13 protein-coding genes and 2 pseudogenes are annotated in these 14,773 nt (G+C 59.1%); 3 read left to right on the forward strand and 12 right to left on the reverse strand.

Going from position 1 to position 14,773, the window contains the following annotated elements:
• Positions 1–2: 2 nt before the first annotated feature.
• The 5 genes from ACPEH8_RS12590 to ACPEH8_RS12610 form a co-directional block, all read right to left on the reverse strand.
• The gene (locus tag ACPEH8_RS12590) at positions 3–1,145 is read right to left on the reverse strand and encodes an FtsX-like permease family protein (RefSeq protein WP_423666948.1); all 1,143 of its coding nucleotides are present in this window, start codon (positions 1,143–1,145) and stop codon (positions 3–5) included.
• A 1,584-nt stretch (positions 1,146–2,729) separates the two neighbouring features.
• Positions 2,730–3,149 (reverse strand): DUF4279 domain-containing protein, encoded by a 420-nt coding sequence (locus tag ACPEH8_RS12595; RefSeq protein WP_262071550.1) that lies wholly within the window; start codon positions 3,147–3,149, stop codon positions 2,730–2,732.
• 5 nt (positions 3,150–3,154) lie between these two features.
• The gene (locus ACPEH8_RS12600) at positions 3,155–3,373 is read right to left on the reverse strand and encodes a hypothetical protein (RefSeq protein ID WP_423666951.1); all 219 of its coding nucleotides are present in this window, start codon (positions 3,371–3,373) and stop codon (positions 3,155–3,157) included.
• Positions 3,374–3,630: 257 nt separating this feature from the next.
• Positions 3,631–3,849, reverse strand: a complete 219-nt coding sequence (locus ACPEH8_RS12605; RefSeq protein WP_423666953.1) for an RHS repeat-associated core domain-containing protein — start codon at positions 3,847–3,849, stop codon at positions 3,631–3,633.
• A gap of 53 nt (positions 3,850–3,902) precedes the next feature.
• A protein-coding gene (locus ACPEH8_RS12610; RefSeq protein WP_423666956.1) for an IS3 family transposase occupies positions 3,903–5,026 on the reverse strand; the annotation gives its coding sequence in 2 pieces (ribosomal slippage) (positions 3,903–4,750 and positions 4,750–5,026; 1,125 coding nt in all).
• Between the two features lie 79 nt (positions 5,027–5,105).
• Here ACPEH8_RS12610 and ACPEH8_RS12615 point away from each other — a divergent pair.
• Positions 5,106–5,290, forward strand: a pseudogene (locus tag ACPEH8_RS12615) (2OG-Fe(II) oxygenase); the annotation flags it as partial.
• Between the two features lie 316 nt (positions 5,291–5,606).
• Positions 5,607–5,927, forward strand: coding sequence for a SymE family type I addiction module toxin (locus ACPEH8_RS12620; protein WP_136005779.1), 321 nt, complete (start codon positions 5,607–5,609; stop codon positions 5,925–5,927).
• A gap of 758 nt (positions 5,928–6,685) precedes the next feature.
• Here the strand turns inward: ACPEH8_RS12620 and ACPEH8_RS12625 are convergent.
• Positions 6,686–7,048 (reverse strand): hypothetical protein, encoded by a 363-nt coding sequence (locus tag ACPEH8_RS12625; protein ID WP_153165496.1) that lies wholly within the window; start codon positions 7,046–7,048, stop codon positions 6,686–6,688.
• Positions 7,049–7,227: 179 nt separating this feature from the next.
• Between ACPEH8_RS12625 and ACPEH8_RS12630 the strand changes: the two genes are divergently transcribed.
• Positions 7,228–7,491, forward strand: a complete 264-nt coding sequence (locus ACPEH8_RS12630) for a hypothetical protein (RefSeq protein ID WP_423666959.1) — start codon at positions 7,228–7,230, stop codon at positions 7,489–7,491.
• Between the two features lie 33 nt (positions 7,492–7,524).
• On the opposite strand, the gene ACPEH8_RS12635 is transcribed toward ACPEH8_RS12630, so the two are convergent.
• The 6 genes and pseudogenes from ACPEH8_RS12635 to ACPEH8_RS12660 form a co-directional block, all read right to left on the reverse strand.
• On the reverse strand, positions 7,525–7,959 hold the full coding sequence (locus ACPEH8_RS12635) for a hypothetical protein (protein ID WP_423666962.1): 435 nt from the start codon (positions 7,957–7,959) through the stop codon (positions 7,525–7,527).
• Between the two features lie 10 nt (positions 7,960–7,969).
• Positions 7,970–8,761, reverse strand: coding sequence for an RHS repeat-associated core domain-containing protein (locus ACPEH8_RS12640; protein ID WP_423666965.1), 792 nt, complete (start codon positions 8,759–8,761; stop codon positions 7,970–7,972).
• A gap of 158 nt (positions 8,762–8,919) precedes the next feature.
• Positions 8,920–9,444, reverse strand: a pseudogene (locus ACPEH8_RS12645) (SPL family radical SAM protein); the annotation flags it as partial.
• Positions 9,445–9,900: 456 nt separating this feature from the next.
• A complete protein-coding gene (locus ACPEH8_RS12650) occupies positions 9,901–12,132 on the reverse strand; it encodes an RHS repeat-associated core domain-containing protein (protein ID WP_423666968.1) in 2,232 nt (743 codons plus the stop codon).
• Complete coding sequence (locus ACPEH8_RS12655) at positions 12,132–14,267, reverse strand: DUF6531 domain-containing protein (protein WP_423666971.1); 2,136 nt, start codon at positions 14,265–14,267, stop codon at positions 12,132–12,134. The genes ACPEH8_RS12650 and ACPEH8_RS12655 overlap by 1 nt, the downstream gene beginning before the upstream one ends.
• Positions 14,268–14,401: 134 nt before the next feature.
• Positions 14,402–14,758 carry a hypothetical protein gene (locus tag ACPEH8_RS12660; RefSeq protein WP_423666974.1) on the reverse strand — a complete coding sequence of 119 codons (357 nt, stop codon included), beginning with the start codon at positions 14,756–14,758 and terminating at the stop codon, positions 14,402–14,404.
• Positions 14,759–14,773 lie beyond the last annotated feature (15 nt).

Genomic DNA, 14,773 nt, shown 5'->3' on the forward strand with positions numbered 1-14,773 from the left:
CCCTACGCGGCGTTCATGTCTGTTGGCTGGACGCCGCCTACCGCCAGGAGGGGGGCAAGCGCCGACAGCAACCACAACACCCCGCCTCCCGCCGCGATGGCGATACAGGGGCCTGCGGTGATGCGGGTTCCCCCCAGGTGGAGCGAGGTAAGCGGCGCGATGGCGTGCAGCACGGCGTATCCGGCGGCAGCGCCAACGGCCGTTCCTGCCACGACGACGGCCGCAATCTCCAGGGCACTCCCATAGCGGATCTGCCTGTGCCTGAATCCGAGCGCGAGCAGCACCGCGATGGATGCCCTGCGCTTGGCCGCCGCATGGGCGAAAGCGCTGGCGAAAAGGAGCAGGGTGGATGTGCCCATCGCGGCCGCAACGCCCCACAGGAGCACGCCCACGCTCTCGAAGCGGGCCATCAGGCTCTCGGCCTCTGCAGACGGCGTGGCCTCCACGGGCTCGGTCCCGTGCGCCAACGCGGTCTCCACCGTGGCGGCCAGCGCGGCAGCGCTCACGCCCTTGCGGGGATACACGCGCGCGACCCGAAAGGTTCCGCCGTCCTGCGGCGGACTCATGCGATCGATGTAGCGGTAGTGCGCGTAGGCGATCTGATCACCGCTGCCGCCAAGGCCAGGCGGAAGGACGCTGGTGATCGTCACGCGCACGCGGCTGCCGTTGAAGGCGTTGATCGGCTCGATGGTCACACCGGCCGTCCATCCGCACTCTCGCGCAAGCCGCGATCCAACCAGCAGGTTTCCATCTGCTGCCTGCCAGGAGCGGATGGCATCTACCGGGGTGTTCTCGCCCAGCACCGCGCGCAGCCTGTCTGTTGGAATGTGCCAGGCGTTGAGCGTGGCAATCGTGGATGGCTCCCGACACATCACCGGCAGGAAGGTCATGTACGCAACGTCGGCCACGCCGTGCAGCGCCTCCATCGTGGCGATATGGCCCAATGGCAACGGTCGGCCCTTGCGCTCTGCCATCACCACGATGGCCTCGCTCTGGCCGTGGGCGGCACGCTCGGAGATGGTCGAGGCGATGGTCGAGAGCACCAGCCATGAGCACGTCGCTATGGCGAGTGATGCAACAAGGTGGATGAGCCTCGACGGATGGCCGCGTAACCAGAGCAGTGCGATCTCAACGGATGCGTACACGCTGATCTAGTCCGGTTTGCGTAGCTGGAAGGGCGCACCCTGCTCGCGTTTGGTGCGCGGCGTGGTGGACCAGTACGTCTCCGAGCAGACCTGCGGCTTTGCACCTGCTGCAGGTGTGCACTCCCTGTCCCATCCGCGCAGGAACGCCGCATCCTCTGCGGCATTGTCCAGGGAGTAGGTGCTGCAGGAACAGAGCAACACCACCAGGGGGAGTAGCAGGTACCGGCATGTTCCTGTGTTCATGAACGTGTTCCTCGCGCGCTGGGCACCCAGCGCCGCGGACGCCAGATGCGTGTGGATGGACCTGTGGCGTCACCACTTGATGACGTACTCGCAGTACCAGGTGCCATCGCTGTTGGCGCGGCATCGCAGCGCCTGTTCTACGCGTGGCGATGCGGCACTCTGAGCAGACCTGCAAGAAACACCTTCGACTGTTTCATCTCATTCGTACTCCGTGTTGAATGGATACAAGACTGTCTATAGCCCGGCGCGCTTTTTCGATTCAAGCCTTGATGGAAACTGCCGCACCAGACGATGGCATTTCCCTCCCCCTCGCACGGTGCGTCAATCCACCCTGACGCATCCGGCTCAATGCAACATCGGGCTCCCGTCGTGATCTCCATCTAGGTCAAGTTGCGGACGGTGTGCTAGTCATCCGTTGACTGTGGCTGCATGCAGTTTTCCGCTTTCGCTGCGCAAAGTGCAGAAATGCAGCCATTTTCAGCGTGTCTGAAGAAGAATGCGTGGCGTGCACTGCGCTGGCATGGGTGCGCGCACAGCCAAGGAACCCCGCGACGTGCTTTGAGCTGATGCGGTAGTTGGATGGGCTTCCATCAGAAGCTTCACTGGCCGTCGCGCTGCTTCTGTGCAGTCAGTCATCGAAACAGAGACGGAAGGACGCGCTGCACTGTCGGCAATGCCTGCGTTCTGCTGCGGGATGGCGCGTGCTTGGCCTATCACCCTCCGTGGCATGCCGTTGCATGCGTACGAAGGCCGTGAGCGATGAGTATCTGCGAATCAGTCCACGTTTCTGGAGCAGCTTGGGCTGATAGCGACATGCAGTAGGCGCCGCCTACTCAAGCTCAAAGTTCAACAGAAACAATCGACCTCGTTTCTTCTGCACCACGTCTTCGACAGATCCTGATCGAAGTGGTCGTAGGCGACCCCAAGTGCTGAAGAAGCGTCCGCACCATCTCCTCCAGCACATGCCTTTTCAGCACTGGCAAATGGGATAACCCCCATGAGAAGCGCAGCGAAACCAAGACAGTGAACGTTATGCATCACCGTGTCCTCCCGGCTATTTGCATCCACATCCATCGCCCGGCTTCGGATAGTCAATGTTCCTGACGTTTCCAGTCCTCGGATCAGATCTTTTGATGACCCCACTTGGTGTCGCTGGATAAGAGAAGTAGGGATTGCCAAAACGAGCTGCCGTTGCGGCATCCAATACCGCAGTCCCGTAATCTCCCCCATTGTCTCCCCCTCCGTGAAGAGTTCCGGATGAGGGCTTGCCTGGTACTCGGGTAGACATGGTACGCGCCATTCGATCATTTCAATACCGGATTGCGTGGCGCTCCATCCGGGCTACGCTGACTGAGGATTGTTATATATGTCGAACGCCAAGGTGATCTTCAGCTCCGCGAGCAGCTTCAAAAGGCCATTTTCCAATACGAACCCTGAGTTTTCGGGAGAGAACCACCCAATGAAGTGCTCCACGTGCCCTCCGGTGGAAGACAGGCGATCCAAAAATGACTTTTTTTCAGCCAATTCCTTGCTGAAGCGCGATATCACAAGCTCGAATGGCTCATCGCCTGTGGGCAGCTCATAGCACCAGAAAGTTTCTTTTCTGGTGCCAGGAACCTCTTTCCCTTTTGGTGTCAGCTTCTTATCGCCAGCCGTGTAAGAGATCCTGGGATTGAGTCCAAGTTCAGCGCTTATTTCATCACTTGCGATACTTGGATGTGTTATTCGAAGCGAGATTCTGTATCGGATCGAATTACTCATAGCAGTTAATCACCCAAATGTCCTTGATCACTTCCCACACCATCTTCATTGATCCATACGTTTCTATCAGGACTAATTCCAAACCAGTCTTTGGCCCCGGCATTTATCCCTGCCTTGATTCCATGAATATCGTCTCTGCTAAGGCCCGGCCACTGATCGATTGGTTTTTTACCGGCTGGGCAGTTATCAGGCTTCTGTTCTCTGGAAGCCTTCGCTTTCGACATCTGCGCATTCGGGATAGTGCAGCCAGTCATCCTGCACCATGCCCAAGCGGCAAAGCCGGTGCCTAACGCCTTCGGTGCCAGGTTGGCAGCTCCCCCTCCAGAAACCACTTCTGCACACGCAGCGGCTCCGTAACGAGCGCAACAGGCATCAACCGTTGTCGCTTGTAATCCAAGCCGATCAACGAAGCTGATCGGATTACCCCCACATAGGCATAGGTGCTGATTCCCTCAGCCAACCCAATGGGATCACTTTGCACCTACCGCGCAACGCTCGCATCATAGTCGCGGAAGCCGTTGTACCAAAGCCCTGATTCTGCATCGTAGTACTGCCCAGGGAAGCCAATGTTCAGTCCGCCAATATCGTCCTGCTGAACACTGCGCCCGTATGCATAGGTGTATGCCTTCCAGACCGTCTGCCGCCCTGCGTTGGTCACGAAGTCCGGCCGGCCAAGGTGATCGGTATGGACGAAGTTCAACTGTCCGTTTCGCGCCAGGCCCGACGTCCCCCCGGCTTGAGTAGTGAGCGGGTTTAGAGTCCGGTGCTGATGTTATCTTTCTTCGTCGCCAACTGCGCGGCGTACTGGGCAGGTGTTAGCCCGCCAAGCGCTCGCTTGGGTCTTTCTTCGTTGTAGTCGCGTCGCCAGCTTTCGATGCTGGTACGGGCGTGAAGCAATGTCGGGAACCAGTGCTCGTTGAGGCATTCGTCGCGTAGCCGCCCGTTAAAGGACTCGACGTAAGCATTTTGGTTCGGTTTGCCTGGTTCGATCAGACGCAGGGCAACTCCCTTCTCGTAAGCCCAGGCCACCATCGCCTTACCGCAAAATTCCTTGCCATTGTCTGTCCTGATCACTCGCGGCAAGCCTCGCTGCATGGCCAGTCTGTCGAGCACCCTCGACACACCTTGCCCGGATATTGCCCGCTCCACTTCGATGGCCACAGCTTCGTGGGTGGCGTCGTCGACGATGGTCAGGCACTTGACCACCCGGCCTTCCGCAGTACGGTCGAACACGAAGTCCATCGACCACACCTCATTGGCGGCGGACGGACGCAGGAGGGGCTGGCGCTCGCCCACCGGTACCTTCTTACGCTTTCTGCAACGCACCTGTAGGCCCGCTTCCTGGTACAAGCGCTCCACTCGCTTGTAGTTCACGACCAGCCCCTTCTGTCGCAGTTTCAAATGGATCATGCCCACTCCGTAGCGTCTGTGCCGGTGCGCCAGCGCAGCGATCTGCTCGCGCAGCTCAGCGTTGCGATCGGCCCGAGGCTCATAGCGCAGCGCGCTAGCGCTCATCCGCACCACCGTCAGCGCTCGCCGCTCGCTCACCCCCTTCTCGACCATGCTCCGCACCAGCAGCCTGCGCGCCGGTGCGGTCACCACTTTTTTCGCAACGCATCCTTGATGACGTCGTTCTCGAAGACCTGTTCTGCCAGTAGCTTCTTCAGGCGTGTGTTCTCCGCCTCCAGGTCTTTGAGCCGTTTGGCGTCGGTCACGCTCATGCCGCCGAACTTGCTGCGCGACAGGTAGTACGAGGCCTCGCTAAAACCATGCTGGCGGCAGAGGTCCTTGATGGGCATGCCGGCCTCAGCCTCGCGTAGGAAGCCAATGATCTGCTCTTCGGAAAAGCGCTTTTTCACGTCCAATCTCCTTGTCATTGAGAATTGGACTCCAAACCGCTTCGCTACTCAATCTCGGGGGGACGTCGGGCCCACCAGCTCGCCGTCGAACCATTACGACAACGTCGAGCAGGGCGAAACCGAGTTCCTGTTCAGATCGCGCCGCGCACCGGCAGCCTGCTGATCGCACCGACAGCATTCACCCACACCCATCGCGGCAACCGGCCGCAGGGCGGCGACACGTTCATCGCCACCCGCTGGATCCTGTTCCAGAGCGGGGAGAAGCTGTACGGCGGCGGGTGAGATCTGCGGGCCAGTTCCCATAAACGCCCGAAATGCGGGGCGGGACCGAGCCGATGGCGACACACGGTAGGCGCCACCTACTCAAGCTGAAAGTTCAACAGAAACAATCGACTTCGTTTCTTCTGCACCACTCGGCATGGTGGTCAACGGAGCGCAAAAACTCCACAAGAACCAAAATTATGGATGCCCCATGTCGGGAGGGTGGCTAATACAACACCCTCATGGGGGAATACGCCCGCCGTTCGGTTCTTGCGGTTTTTGACCTCCCGACGCCCTCGCCCTCACCGGCGAGGGCCCTTCCGCATTGGAGGCAATCATGACAACCAACCCGATCAAACCGCCCGAAGGCGCATCCCCCTCGCGCAGGCAGCCCCACGCGCCCCGCAGCATCCATAACGTGCGCGCACTGCCGCAGGTGGGGCCCGAGGACCGCGATGCCGTCGGTCCTATTCCCTTCGTCATGCTGCGTGGCGCCTGGCTGCGCGCACTGGGGTTCGACGTGGGCGTGCAGGTAAGGATCGAAGCCATCCCCGGCCAGCTCACCGTCACATCGCTGTGGCAGACCCCACCGCCCGACGCTGCCGCTCCGGCGCCCGCGAAGCCCACCTTGCGCTACGCGGAAGTGGGAGATCGGTAGCGCAGGCCGGATGCGCTGAAAGCACTCAACGCGGAGGGTTGCCTCAACGCCACCCCGGTGTTGAGCATGTGGCACCATCGCCCTTGAACGCCATTGGCTCTGCATCAACGATGTCCGCGTTTGGGACTCAGAACAGCAACTGCCTGAAGCGCTTTCAGTAGCTTTGCGCGCAGAAGGGACTGAGCGGCGGCTTCCTCACTGTTCCGGTCGTGGTTTGCGCCCGTATCGTAGGGGTCTCTCCGCAGCCGTTTTCACGGCCACGTTTCGTGAGTGCAGAAACATTGGGGGAACCCACACCAACAGGATGCTGGCAAGCAACGCCCCGCCCACCCATAGCCAACGCCCGGTCAGTGCTCCCGCTATCAGGAGTATTCCTACCGGTGCGGCCACAATCTGGGTATAAAACAGAAAAAGCGCATACTTGAGTCCGCCAAAGCTAGACTCAAGCGCTACGCCACAAATCGAACACGACGTTCGCGTTGTCTTTTCGAGTGATCGAAGAATCGAGAATCCTTGTCCCTCCGCATGACAGTATGGACAAGAGAACCTAAAGGGCGACGTCAGTTGCATATCGCTTCCCCGGTTATGGCAGCCACGGCCAGTGCCCCGCAATTATTGCAAGTTGCCTTGAATGCTGATCCATGCTTTGCAGATACTTCGGTTCTCAAACCCACCGCTGGGCCAACGCCCTTAGCCACCGCGCCGCCCAACGGCAGCTCGCCCTGCTACCTAGTAGCCATTGTGGTCGTGCGCCTCATCTATGCGGCGGGATTGATTGCTTTGTCTCGACTGATCTTCTGCACCACAAGAACTGCGGTCTCAAAAGCAAAGTAAACCACGCCAAGCATTGCCAGATAAATCCAGCCGCCTGCAATGGTTGGACCACAGTAACGTCCAGTTAGGCACTTGAAAATTCGTGCAGTGACCTGCACGTCAGCCCAGAGTGCTACTGCTGCTATCAATGCGATGAAGACCAACGATGCCGCTCTTGAGATGGGAGACGACTTGCTTTTGGATAGGCTCCTCAACGTTTGCCAAGCCCGGAACGGAAGTAAGCCGATCGAAGCAAGGCCAACGAAGCCAAACAAGTAAATCAGAGAAGTGAAAAACGATGCGCTCACGGTTGCGTCCTTGGCTGGCGTAGCAGATTCCCAGGGAGCCAGTTTTCCGCTTCCCCCTGGCATAGGCATAGGTCAGCCTCTACATGTAAGGACGCATGCGCTCAATCTTGTGCGAACACTTCTTGACAATGTACTCGGCGCCGCCGCCCTTCACCGTGCCTCCCGGATAGTTTGAGGGCGTGAAACCAACAAGGCAAGCCTCCATCACCGCCTACGAGGTCGGCCGACGGCGCATCCAGGTCTCGGCGCTGCCGACCATCGCGCGGGCGCTGGGCGTGTCGGTCGAAGAACTGATCGGCGAACCCGCCACGCCCGCCAAGCGCGGGCCGGCACCGAAGCTGCAACAGCAGCTCGAACACATCACCCGACTGCCCAAGGCACAGCAGCGCTTCGTCATGCAGATGATCGATACCGTCCTGCAACAGGAGACCACGGGCCGCTAAACGACGAAGCCCCGCGCTTGGCGGGGCTTCTTCTTAAAAGACGTTTCGTAGTAGTAGCACCGCCGCTGCAATTGCAATAGCCGCTACTACTGCGGCAACAGCGCGCTTTTGCCAAAGGCTTCGATTCAAAAGCGCAGAGCTACTTGCTGCCAAGTAGAGTGCTGAAAATGCAGTCCAAGTTGATCGCTCAACACAAGGGCCTGCACTTAGGTTCCCCGGAGAAAACAGCATCAAGAGTGAGTACAGCCAAGCGGCTAAAAGGGGCGCTATAAGAACTCCAAACAACACAACCCACCATTTTTTCGCTAGTGCAAAGGTCAGAATAGAGACGCCTATTGCAACAGCAAAAAAAACTGCTGCCGCAAACATCTCATTTGACGACCACCCGCACCCGTGCAACGAAATCGAGAACAAGCCGCTAATGACGGCCGCCGGTACTAAGCACAGAGCCGCAGCACGAAAGTTCATTGCCCCCATCCTAGCGCTCTACTTTGCGCATCCTCAAGATGCCTTGTGTTCCGCCGCGATAAACCGATGCCATTTCTGGATGAGCGGCGAAGGACGCATTTAGGAAACTCTCCATTGCTGCCTGATTTTGATAGGAGTAGGTCTCGTTGACCTGCTCATTGAAGATACGTTCTGCCTCCGCATCCATGTTGTCGCATTGCTTCCTCTTGTCCTTGTCTGGTATGCGCGACACACCTGCAGGATCAGGGAACAACTTGGATGCTCTGCCGATCCATTTGCCGATACTGCTAACACCACCAGCTGCAGCAGGCCCCCATGTCCGTTGTATCTCGCCAAACCTGGCGGAATCAAAAGTCACCGTGTACTGATAGCCGCGGCCATTGGGCAATCCATAAGCGCGAACGTCAAACAACCCCAACGGATCGATCGCATTAACCGGATTCCCCCCGACATAGGCATAGGTGTTCAATCCACCAGCCAACCCAATCGGATCACTCTGCACATATCGCGCAATGCTCGCATCATAATCGCGGAAGCCGTTATACCAATGCCCCGACTCTGTATCGTAGTACTGCCCGGGGAAGCCGATGTTCAGTCCGCCAATATCATCCTGCTGAACACTGCGCCCGTATACGTAGTTGTATGCCTTCCAGACCGTCTGCCGCCCGGCGTTGGTCACGAAGTCCGGCCGGCCAAGGTGATCGGTATGGACGACGTTCAACTGCCCGTTTCGCGCCAGGCCCACCAGCTTGCCATCGAACCAAAGGTAGCTGGTCCAGGTGCTGTCGGTCAGCTCGGACATCAACTGGTTCTAGCCGGCATAGTAGTAGCGGCTGGTGGCGTTGACGGCGGTGGTAACCGCCGTAGTGGCACCGATGTTCATGTCCTTTCCCCTGGAACGCCCCTCATGGGCGACAGCGGATTGTTGGCGCAGGGCCGGCCGGGTGTCCAGCCGCCGAGCTAGAACAGCGATCCCTGCGGCGAATCCTCGCGCGGGGGCAAGGGGCGCTGGAAGCGGCTGCAGTCCAGGCGTGGCCAGTGGCTGTTCTGGGCGTCGAAGCCCAGCCGCCGGCGCGCGAGTTTGAAGCGGTTGGAGAGCAGGTCGGCGTAGACGCCTTCGCCGCGCATGCGGGTGCCAAAGGCGCTGTTGTAGTCCTTGCCGCCGCGCAGCTGGTTGATGGTGCTCATCACGTGGGCGGCGCGGTCGGGGTGATGGGTGTCGAGCCAGTCTCGGAACAGCGGGGCCACTTCCAGCGGCAGGCGCAGCAGCACGTAACCGGCGGTGGAGGCGCCGGCGTCGTGGGCGGCCTCGAGCACGGCCTCCAGTTCGGCGTCGTTGATCCACGGAATCACCGGAGCCACCATTACGCCCACCGGGATGCCGGCGGCGTGCAGCCGCCGCATCGCACGCAGGCGGGCGTGCGGGGCCGAGGCGCGCGGTTCGAGCCGGGCCGACAGATGGGGGTCCAGCGAGGTCACCGAGAAGTCTCAAGGGGAACGCTGATCGATTGGCAGCGGCTGCTGTCGCCGGAAGCCAAGCCAGCATCGGCAACACAATGAAATGATTGCACGTTTGCTAACGATCTACATTATATTTTCGCCCGTACTTATCAGGCCGACTCAAAGAATTTTTGATTTTTGCGTTTCGAGAATGAAGATACATGGAGGGCACAAACATGACGACACCACCTATTAGCAACGATGCAGAGAATAGTAGCCAATCTGCTCTCAATGCAGTTGAAATCAACATTAGACCGGCCGGTGCAAGCGCAAGCAAAGTCAGTATGTAGCATGCCCCTGATTTCATGGCACCAAGCTCGGAAACTATCTCAGCACCGCAGTTATTGCATTTCGTTTCTATTTTTTTCTCTATCGAATCAGCGATGAGAAAAGCTTGGCCAGAAGCACTGCAGCTGGGGCAAGAAAATCGAAAGATTGATCTCATTCGCATATATTCTCTCCTAGTACGGCTGCAACTGCCAACGCCCCTGAATTGTTGTGAGCGGCCTTCAGTGCGGACCCATACATAGCAAGCATCGCGAGTTTAACTCCGTTACTTCTACCAAATGCAGAACCAACTGCGTATGCAACTGCGGTTCGAGAAGCTAGCTGAAGAGGATACTTGCTTGTCGCAGCCGCTACTACCACTGCGGTCTGATGCGGATGACTTGCTGCTTGTATCGCGGCTCCGGACATCAGATAATTGGCAGTTGACACGTCATTCTGAGCAGTCGCTCCCATGGCGCCTCCGCTCGAGACGGCCGCTGCTATGCCCCAGGCAATCCCATCCTTGTAGCTATTTGCACCATCGGCCAATTGCGTTAGAACTCCCTTGTCTGGAAGCGAGTCTCTGATCTCTGTAAAGGAGGCCGACTGACACGAGCAATCCTTCAATCCCCAGGGATCGAGTCTCGCTATTGGGTTCCCGGCAGCGTATGAGTACGTATTTAACCCACCCGCCAACCCAATCGGATCACTCTGCACATACCGGCCAATGCTAGCGTCATAGTCACGGAAGCCGTTGTACCAAAGCCCTGACTCTGCATCGTAGTACTGTCCGGGGAAGCCGATATTCAGTCCGCCGATATCATCCTGCTGAACACTTCGCCCATATGCGTAGTTGTATGCCTTCCAGACCGTCTGCCGCCCTGCGTTGGTCACGAAGTCCGGGCGGCCGAGGTGATCGGTGTGGACGAAGTTCAGCTGGCCGCTTCGCGCCAAGCCAACCAGTTCGCCATCGAACCAAAGGTAGTTGGTCCAGGTGCTGTCGGTCAGCTCGGACATCAACTGGTTCTGGCCGGCATAGTAGTAGCGGCTGGTGCTGGCGTTGCTCTTGGCGACGCGCTGGCCCTGGGCGTTGATGACGTAGTCCGTTACCAGGCCATTGATGTTGCTCTGACGCATCCGGTTGTACGCGCTGTACGCATACGTCTGAACACGCGAACCGGCCGTCTCGCTGATGCGGTTGCCGAGCGCATCGTACTGATACTGGCGGGCACCATCTTGATTCACATAGTCCAGAACACGATTGCTGTGTGGGTCAATGGTGTACTGGGTGACGTTCGGTCCCGCCTCGTAGCGGTCATGGTTGCCACCGGCGTCATAGGACAGGCGATTGGTGATATCGAACCGGGCTAGTGTGGTCAACCGGCTCAAGGCATCGTAGCCGATCCATTGATTCATCGCCGGCGCGATCGGGTCGATGATCGCGTTGATTTCATTGTTGACGCTATAGGAGTAGCCCTTGTAGTCCCGCGCCGTGTGATCCTGCTCTCTCACCGACATGTCGGTGAGGCGGCCATCAAGGTCATAGGCGTAGTAGCGGACCAGCCCATTGCCGTAGTTCAACCAGTTGCGCCTTCCCGTCGCCTGCCAGTTGGCCTGCACGATGACAGGCTGGGCCACGCCACTGGAAATGAGCGACATTGAGCCCATGCGACCGTCGACACCATATCCATACTCGACACGATCTCCGTTCGGGTAGCGAATCGCACTCAAACGGGAAATGGCATCATAACCATAGCTCACCGTATGGTCGGTTCGGGTTCCTGCGATGGTGGTCCAGTCGCGGCGGCTCATCAACTGGCCACCTCCGTTGTAGGCAAACTCTGTTGCCGTTGCGGGGGTGGACACAGCGCATAGACGACCCTTGCCGCCGCTACAGCCATCGTAGCTGAACTGGTGAATTTCTCCCTCTGCAGAACTCAACGTGAGCCGGCCCAACCCGTCGTGTTCATAGTAAACAACGCTGCCGTCGTTCCGGGTGACCGATGTATGGATGCCGGCTGCGTTGTAGTCGTAGGTTGTGCGCCCCGTATCAGGACTCTGCTGCCAGCGCATCTGACCGAGCCCGTCATGCGCGTATGTCGTATTCAAGCCACGCGGGTCAGTGACACGCACGACCCGGTCGCCAAGGTCGTAGGCAAAGGTCGTCTGGCCGCCAGCGGCATCGGTCTGCTTCACCAAGCGGCCCAGCGGGTCGTACTCCAGGGTTGTCGTCCGGTTCTGGCCTTCGATGATCTGCGTCCGGCGGCCTTCGGCATCGTACGTGTACTGGGTGTGTTGGCCATTGCTGCCGCGTTCGGCGACCAGCCGCCCCATCTCGTCGTACTCGTAAGAGGCACTGAACGCTACGACATTCAACGCCATAAGGCTCAGGGTCATGATCGACATCAGCGCGCACCTCCCTGGACGGAAGCTGGATAGTCCGTGTGGCGAAGCTCGGTGCGCGTCACGTTGGACGCCGCGTCGTACTCGTAGCGCGTCCATGCATAGGTGCCATCTCCTCTGGGCTGCAGCTCACTCAAGCGACGACGGGCCGCATCGTATTCATAGCGCACGACAATGCCGTCAGGCCGGGTAGCACTTGCCAGGTTTCCCGCACCGTCATAGCTCAGGATTGTGGTGGCCCAGCCGCTTCCCAAGTTCCTGCGTTGTGTGGCGACCCGGCCACGCGCGTCGTAGCTGGTCTCGACAACTTCGCCGTTGGCACCCAAGATCCGCCCAGGTCTGCCCATCGCGTCATGGTTACTGAAGACGTTCGCATGCCCGAGCGCGTTGGTCACGCTGAGCAGGTCACCCGACGCGTTGAAAACGGATGTGACGTCGTCAAGCGCCAGCGGCCCATCCATCTTCACGGTCGCCTTCAACCCGTTGGGGTGGTAGGTGTAGTGGAAGTAGGTTGTGCGGCCCTGGCCGGGCACACCTCGGGCACTGATATTGCGTACTGAAATGGAGGCCAGATTGCCTCTGTCTTCGTAGGTGTAGTCGGTCTCGCGATCGCCGTGGACGGTTTCTTTCAGGAGTCGATTGCGGGCGGTATCCCAGACATAGGTAGTCGTACGCTGGGCCGCGCTTCCCACTGCTTCGACCTGCTTGAGGCGATAGCCCTGCGCACTGTAGTCGAAGTCGGTCAGATTGTTGGCAAAGTCGTGAACCAGATCCGGGTTGCCGTTGGCGTCGTAGGTTCGTTCTTTATAGCTGGCGGCACACCGGGGCGACGCGTCGCCAGTGATTGATACCTGCCGTCCATCTTCATAGTCGTAGGTCGTCTGTCGACCAAGCGGATTGACTTCAGTGATCCTGATCTGGACGGGGCGCTGCCTGGTCGACGGCGCCGAATTGCCAGCGATTGCCGATGCGGACGCGCGACCAACTGGCGGAAGCTGTGGTTCCTGGCAGACATATCCGAGCCTGGGATCGTATTCGCACCAGCCCGTTTCTTCGCTTGCCGTGTCGCCGCCAGGACGGATCGGCGCCGGCGGCAGTGACACCTGTTCCGAACTTTGCACCGCGTAGCTGAAGGTGTGTCGCTCTACACCGCCGGCGTGTTCTGTGAGCACTGCACGTTTATTGGCGTCATACGCGAAGGTGGAGTATCGAACCCCATTGAACGATTTTCCCGTCAAACCACCCGGGTAGCGGGCATCTTCATAGTGATAGCTCACCGTGGTGGCCGGTGAGCCCGGCAGCAGGACACTGGCCAAGCGCCCGCGGCCAGTTCCAAACACGTCTGCTGTGTAGGTGTATTGGAATGCAGTGCCGGCTGGGTCGGTCACCTGGGTGAGCTGCCCATTGGTCCAGGTGAATCGTACGGTGCGCCCGGAAGAGTGCGTTACCGTTTGGAGGTATCTGCTTTCGTACGCAAAGTTCCAGAAAACACCCTGCTCATTGCGAAGCTGGGTGATGTAGCCATCGGCATTGTAGGTTTCAACGCCCCGTCGCTCGTTGTACAGCGAGAACCCACCGTCGGCAGTTCGCACGATGTACGCCACCGGCTGCGCCCTGTCTTCGTACCAGCGGTTCGTCGCCGGATCAAACAGGAACTTGATCCGGCGCCCGTCCGGTTGCTGTGCCCATGCGACGTTCTGGCCATCCGAGAAGGCGAGGGAGTAGTCGAAATTGCTCAGCCAGTGATTGCCGAACAGCCCGGTCGCGCTCCAGTGGTGGTTGTAGACACGTTGCAGGTAGAGACCCATTTCCCCGACGCTGGCGAAGTCCTGCTCGACCTCGACCTTGTTGCCGGTGTACAGCACCACCGGATTACCTTGGGTCTCCCCGCAGTCGTCCTTTCGGTCGTCTGTTTCCTGCTCAATCGCGGAGGGTGCGCTCAACGCGCCGCCGAGACCGTAATTGCCCAGGCCAACGATAGATAGTGAAGCATAGAGAGGGGTATCCAGCAGTTGATGCGGGACTTGTACGGCAGGAAGATCAGTGAGCTCCGGCTTGTCTGACTCGTCAGCATTGGCGGCTACGGAAGCAAGTGCAAGGAGAATGGCTAGCGACGTACGTGTCTTTCGGAGCTTCATGCTCTTCCTGATCCTAGGCGAAGGTGGCACGGGGGTCCCTGCCGACGGGCCAGCGACCTTTTCACCTGATGTTAACGCACGGTTCACACAGTTTGAATAGGGGTTCTCCCTCCATTAGTTCACTGTTTTGTATCTCAACGCGACAAGGCAACGGCGACGACAATCGCTACCGCAATCGCCACGAAGATCGGCACCATCACCATCAATGCGGTGCGACCGTCTTTCGCGGTTTTCTTCTCGTAGGTAAGCAATGCGTCAGCATCGAGGTAGGCGCGGCCATCCTCGACGTCCTTGATGATGCCCTGCGCGCGCAGCTGCGTGAGCGTGGAGTGCAGTGCCGGCTCCAGCCCGGCAGTGGGAACTGCCTGCTCGGGGGACAGCGCCTGCTGGTCGTTGAAGTGCGCCAGCACCTTGCGCCGTTGCGCCTGGATCACGGCAATGATCGTGGCGTTGACGGCGGTGGTAACCGCCGTGGTGGCACCGATGTTCATGTCCTTTCCCCTGGA

The organism is Stenotrophomonas sp. NPDC077461 (assembly GCF_049545475.1).
Lineage (GTDB): Bacteria > Pseudomonadota > Gammaproteobacteria > Xanthomonadales > Xanthomonadaceae > Stenotrophomonas > Stenotrophomonas nematodicola.